The sequence below is a fragment of the Paenibacillus jamilae genome, from assembly GCF_050482105.1.
GTDB lineage: Bacteria > Bacillota > Bacilli > Paenibacillales > Paenibacillaceae > Paenibacillus > Paenibacillus jamilae_B.
Genome location: NZ_JBCNHI010000048.1, coordinates 1 through 6,569, shown reverse-complemented (window position 1 = coordinate 6,569; position 6,569 = coordinate 1). Strand labels below are relative to the sequence as shown.

The following is a 6,569-nucleotide window of genomic DNA, read 5'->3' as shown; positions in this document are numbered from 1 at the left end:
ATCGTTTCCAAGACGAAAATATCGAATGAAATGGTTGTCAGTGACAAAATAGTTTGACTCGTTTCAAAGTCAATTGCATTGCGCATACCTGTAATAAAGTTGAGTACCGAGCGATGCTGGAGTATAACCCCTTTCGGATTACCAGTTGAACCAGAGGTATAAATGACGTAGGCCAAATGCTCTGGGCGGGCAATCGATTCCAGGTTGCTGCTTTCTCCCTGATACAATTCGGCATCCTCAATAAATATTGCATTAGCGTTGCAATGATGTTCTTCCAACAGATCACGACTGGTCAGAAGCACTGTGGCCTCGCTATCTTCCAACATGTATTGAATACGAGATGACGGAAATTCGGGATCAATCGGCACATAAGCACCGCCTGCTTTTAGAACGGCCAGCAGACCCACGATCATTTCCACTGAGCGCTGCACCATCAGGCCGACCAGCTTGTCAGGTCCTACTCCCTGTGCTTGAAGTATGCGTGCCAATGAATTCGCTCGTTCATTCAGCTCCTGATAAGTCAGATTCTGATGACCAAACATCAACGCTACCTGATCCGGTGTCCGTGCCACCTGTTCCTCGAACACCACACTTAACGTCTGATCCTGTGGATAAGCTGTTACCGTATCGCCCCAAACCTGAATCATCTGCGTTTGTTCTTCTGGTGTTATCAACTCCAGCTCACTCACACGAATATTCGGATTCTCCACAATTTGCCTAATGACATGCTCGATATGACCCTTGATACGCTGCATCTCAGACCGGTTATATACACGTTCATTGTATTCAAGCAGGATAGTGATATCCTCGTCAGGTACGACAATCAGGTTAAAATCGTAGTTGGTTTGCTCTGCTATTGCCACATTTGCTATAGATAAGCCTGTATGTGCGTCTGCTTCGCCGGAATCAATCGCCTGAGCTATTTTTTCCCCGATCGGATAATTTTCAAAGACCATAATATGATGAATCAGGTCTTGTTTTTGTTCAGTCAGCGCCTGAATGTCGTAGAGCGGGAACGTGTCATATGGACTGGAGGCCAAAGCCTGTTCCTGTGTACGCTTCAATATTTCAGCAAATGTTGCATTCCGCTCACTGTAAATGCGTACCGGAATTGTATTAATGAACAAACCGATCATGTTCTCCACGCCTGCAATCTCTGCCGGACGACCGGATACCACACTACCAAAAACGACATCCTGATTATTATTGTATTTCTGTAAAATAACACCCCATGCACTCTGTAAAAGCGTATTAATCGTTACTTTCTGTTGCTTTGCAATACGCTTTAATGCTGTACTCCGTTCTTTACCTAGCCCAAAGGTCACCTTTTCTAAAATATAGCCTGCATCAGAACTCGTGTTGCTTTCTTCCGTATCCTCATTCAGCACGGTTACAGAAGTCTGCGCTTTCTCACCAAGCAACAAGGTCTGTTGCTCATAACCCGCCAAATAGTCGCTCCAATAGTGGGCCGCTTCCTGCGCATTCTGCCCTCCTAGCCATTCAATGTAACGACTATACGGTCTGACAGGTGCTAGTTCCGGCTGCCTGTTCTTCAACAAGGACGAATACGCACTTAGCACTTCTTCCATTACGAGTGACAGACACCAGCCGTCCATCAGGATATGATGGAAACTCCATACAAAATGGTATAAGCGATCCCCTGTACGGAAGACAGCTATACGCATAAGCGCATCCTTGCCTAAATCAAAGCCACGAGCTTTGTCCTGAGTCACAAATTCAGCTACAGCATGTTCACGGCCTCTGGCATCTTCATAACGGAAGCTCGGATTTTTATGACGATAAACAACCTGCAACGGTTGACCATGCCAGCCACTGTAGAAATTTGTCCGGAAAATTGCATGACGGCCTACAAGCAGCTTCACGCTTTCCTCGAACATCCCCGGCTCAAAATCTCCTTCAAGCTCAAACGTCAACTGCTCAAAATACACTTCGGTTTGTGTATTCATTAAACTATGGAACAGCATACCTTTTTGCATTGGCGTTAGCGGGTACACGTCTTCCAATTCTCCAACCGTCTTTGTCTGCTCCTTAATCGTATCTAATTGCTCCAAGGTCAGACCTTTAAACAGTACATCACTTGGAGTCAATTCGGCCTGCTCCCTTGCAACACAGTGCTCGATAATTTCAAGCAGATTGGCTTTTAGCAGGTTGGCCAGCATTTGGATAGTGTCATTACGGAAAACCTTGCTTTTATATCGAATGTCCAGTTTCAGGATACCGTTTGTTACAATCGCGTCCACAATGATATCGTATTTCAGCTCCGACCGATCACTAGCGACCGCTCCAATTGAGTAAGTCGACGTACGGATCTCCCTGTTCTGCAAGTCCTGATCAAACTGTCCGTGATAGCTAAAACTTACCTGTGGCTCGGCGTAACCGCTAACGGCCTGACCGTGCTCACTCAAATATCTCCAAATACCATAGCCAATTCCTTGGCCTGGAATATTACGCAGACTCTCTTTAATCTGTTTGATGCGTCCCGATAATGTATGATCACTGCCGATGTCCAGCAATACCGGATATTGAACTGTAAAGCAGCCTACCGTACGAGAAAGGTCCGTGTCTTGTAAAATGTTCTCACGTCCATATCCCTCCAAGTTGATCAGGCTACGTTCATGACCAGTCCATGTGTACAGCATCATGCCCAAAGCTGTCAGGAACAGATCATTAACATCCGTATTATATGCGTGGTGCGCTTGCTTCAATAGCCGCTCCGTCTCTTCTTCCGAAAGCTCGACGACCACTTTCCCCGTGTCAGCCAAGGTAAATTTGCCGTTCTGTGCTTGATCCTCAGGCAAGCGTACCTGGTCAGCCAAGGCGGATGCGTTCAGATGTTCCCAGTAGGCGCGTTCGCCTTCCAGTGCTGCACTATTCGCATAGGTGTAAAGTCTTTGGGACCAGGAACGGAACGAGTCCGTTTTATCCGGTAGCTGAAGCCCTTCTTGACGGACGGCTTGCTCATAAACTGTGGCTATATCCTCCAACAAAATGCGCCACGATACCCCGTCCACCACCAAATGGTGGATTGCTATGAGCAAATGATCCCCATCTGCACAGTGGAATAAACCAGCTTTAAATAGCGGGCCTTCATGCACATACATACTGCTTTGAATTTCGCTGGCTTTCGCCTCAATCGTCGCACTAAGCAAGGCTTCATCAGTTATATCTCTAAAGTTCAATACATCCAGATGATACAGTTCGCCCTCATGTACTCCACGATTCCACGCTTCAAAGCCTTGCTCTGTCTCGCTGAACACCATCCGTAGTGCATCATGGTGCTCGGTCAGCTTCATGAACGCCTGACGTAGAGCGGTTTCGTTAAAGCCCTGCTCCAGGTGCAGCATAACCGCCTGATTAAATGGATACTCGTCCACTTGCCCCTGTTCTACAAGCCAATATTGAATCGGCGTTAGCGCCACTTTCCCCGTAACCTCGCCTTGCTCGGTCGTTTGCTTATCCGCTAACCGAAGATGCGGAGCCAGTTCCTTCACACTTGGATATTTGAACAAGTCCTTCATATCCATTTTGTACCCGGCCTGAAGCAGTCGGGAAGAGAATTGAATCGCCTTGATGGAGTCGCCGCCCAAATCAAAGAAGTTGTCCAAAATACCGACCGTTTGCACGTTCAGGACGGATTGCCAGATTGCTACGAGTGCCCGTTCCGGTCCAGTACGCGGCTCTACATACTCCGCTCCACTTTGCAGATTGCCTTCTGGTGCTGGCAGAGCTTTGCGGTCGATTTTGCCGTTCGGACTCAGCGGCATTTGCTCCAGCTGTACAAAGTAGGACGGTACCATGTAACTTGGCAGCTCCCGGCCCAGTTCACTTCTCAGTTCGCTGGCTCCTAGCTCTTGCCCCGCAACATAGTAGGCAATCATTTGCTTTTGGCCCGCTTCATCCGCACGAGCCATAACGACAGCTTCTCGTACTGATTCCACTTGGAGCAGCTGCGTTTCGACCTCGCCCAGCTCAATCCGGTACCCCCGGATTTTCACCTGATGGTCGATCCGGCCCAAATATTCAATGTTGCCGTCCGCCATCCATCTCGCCAAATCGCCGGTCCGGTACATCCGCTCATACCCGGCTTCTCCATTAGCAAACGGATCTTTCACAAATTTCTCGGCCGTCAGCTCCGGCCGGTTCAGGTAGCCGCGGGCTACGCCGACACCGCCAATGCATAGTTCCCCTGCAACGCCAATCGGCTGCAATTGCTCCGTGCCTTCCTTCACGATGTACAGACGGATATTTTGAATCGGTTTCCCGATCGGAATCACTGCATATTCCTCATCTGGCTCGCAATCGAAGTACGATACGTCGACCGTTGCTTCGGTTGGGCCATACAGGTTAACCAGCTTCGCGCCGGCCAGGCTCGATACAAGCCGCTGGAACCGAGCCACGTGCTGTGGTGGCAAGGCTTCACCACTGGCAAAAACATGGCGTAGCGTGCCGAGCTTCGCTTGTATCACTTCCCGTGGCTGCTGCTCCACATACTCCAGGAATGCATGCAGCATGGCGGGTACAAAGTGCATCGTGGTCACGCCATCACGGGCAATTGTGTCCACGATGTCTTCCGGATTCTTTTCCCCGCCGACCGACAGCAGGCTCACCTTGGAGCCGACCATCGACCACCAGAACAGCTCCCACACTGACACATCGAAGGTGAAGGTGGTTTTTTGCAAAATCATATCCTCCGCACTCAAGCCGTAGCGATCGTGCATCCACAAAATCCGGTTTAGCACGGAATGGTGCTCTACCATTACGCCCTTCGGTTTTCCAGTGGAACCGGACGTGTAGATGACATACGCAACATGATGCGGTCCCGACAGCGGCTCCAGATTGGAGCTATCTTCGTGGTAGATGTCCTTGCCATCCTGCCCCTGACGATCCAGCACCAGCACCTGACCGTCAAAACTCAGCGATGCTTGCTCCGCAAGATGCGATTGCGTCAGTAACAGCTTCGCTCCTGAGTCCTCCAGCATAAAGCGGATGCGATCGGCCGGATATTCTGGATCAATCGGCACATAGGCTCCGCCTGCCTTCAAGATCGCATAGATGCCTACGATCATGTCCAGCGAACGCTGCACCAGAATGCCTACCGGCTGATCCGCTTCTACTCCTTCTGTGCGCAAGGTGCGTGCGAGACGGTTGGCTCGCTCGTTCAGTTCACGATAGGTTAAAGAATGATGCCCCCAAACGACGGCCATATGATCCGGCGTGCGTTCAACCTGCTCCTCAAACAGCCTTTGGATCGTCTGATGGCTTGGATATGCAGAAGCGGTCGCATTAAACGCTCCTGTAATCTGCTGCTTTTCCACCGCTGTGACCAATTCCAGCTCTTCAACACGAACATGCGGGTTGAACGAAATTTGCTCCAGCAGACGCGCCAAATGCCCATGCAGACGCTCAATGCCTGCTTGATCAAAGCAGAGCGCATTATACATAAAACGAATTTTAATGCCTTCTCCTGGCATAACAGCTACGTTCAGATCGTAGTTGGTTTCCTCTGTAGCTACCACGTTCGAAATTGTAAATTTATCCTGTCCATCGCTGCCTAACTGCTCTACCTGCTGCCCCACCGGATAATTTTCAAATATCATAATATGATTGATTAAATCCTGCTTTTGCTCGGTCAGTGCTTGAATTTCATACAGCGGGAACGCATCGTAGGCATTGGAGGCCAGCGCCTGCTCCTGTGTTCGTTTCATCAGTTCGACAAAGGTTTCACCTTGTTCAGACTGCACACGCACTGGAATTGTATTAATAAATAGCCCAATCATGTGCTCTACACCTGGAATATCTCCTGGACGACCGGACACAACGCTGCCGAACACGACATCCGTGCTGTTGTTATATTTTTGCAACAAAACGCCCCATACGGTCTGAATCAGTGTGTTGATCGTCACCTGGTTTTGTTTTGCCACCCGTTCGATCTGAGCAACCAGCTCCGGCTGGAAGTCACATTCCAAATCTTCAGCAACATACTGCCCAGCTTGCATCGAATTCGACTGTGCTTTTTGCTGCGGAAGCGTAATTTGCTGCTCATAGTCCGCCAGATACCCACTCCAGTATTGCAGAGCCGCCTCACGGTCCTGACGCTCCAGCCATTCAATAAATCGGCTGAACGGCGTGACTGGCTCCAGCGCTGGCTCATGACCCGCACGCAGTGCCAGATAGCTGCCGAATACCTCCTGTGTCATAAAGGATAAGCACCAGCCATCCATCAAAATGTGATGGAAGCTCCAAACAAAGTGGTACGTTTCATCCCCGGTTTGCAAAATGGAAACACGAATGAGTGCATCCTCTGCAAGATGGAATCCTTTCGCTTTATCTTCGATGACAAAAGCTTCCACACGCGCTTTTTGTTCCTCTTTTTCTAGTCCACGCAGGTCTTCATAATACAACTCTCCGCTACGATTGCGGAAAACGACCTGTACAGGCTCGTCCTTCCATGAACTGATAAAGTTCGTCCGCAATGCTTCATGACGCTGTACGAGCAGATCCAAGCTCTTACCGAAAGTAACCACATCAAAGCGCCCATTCAATTCAAA

The 6,569-nt window shown here is 49.4% G+C and carries 1 protein-coding gene; it reads right to left on the bottom strand.

What is annotated here, in order from left to right:
* Positions 1-6,569, bottom strand: a 6,569-nt coding sequence (locus tag ABEW32_RS26085; protein ID WP_430193184.1) for an amino acid adenylation domain-containing protein, incomplete at both ends; no start/stop codon positions are given.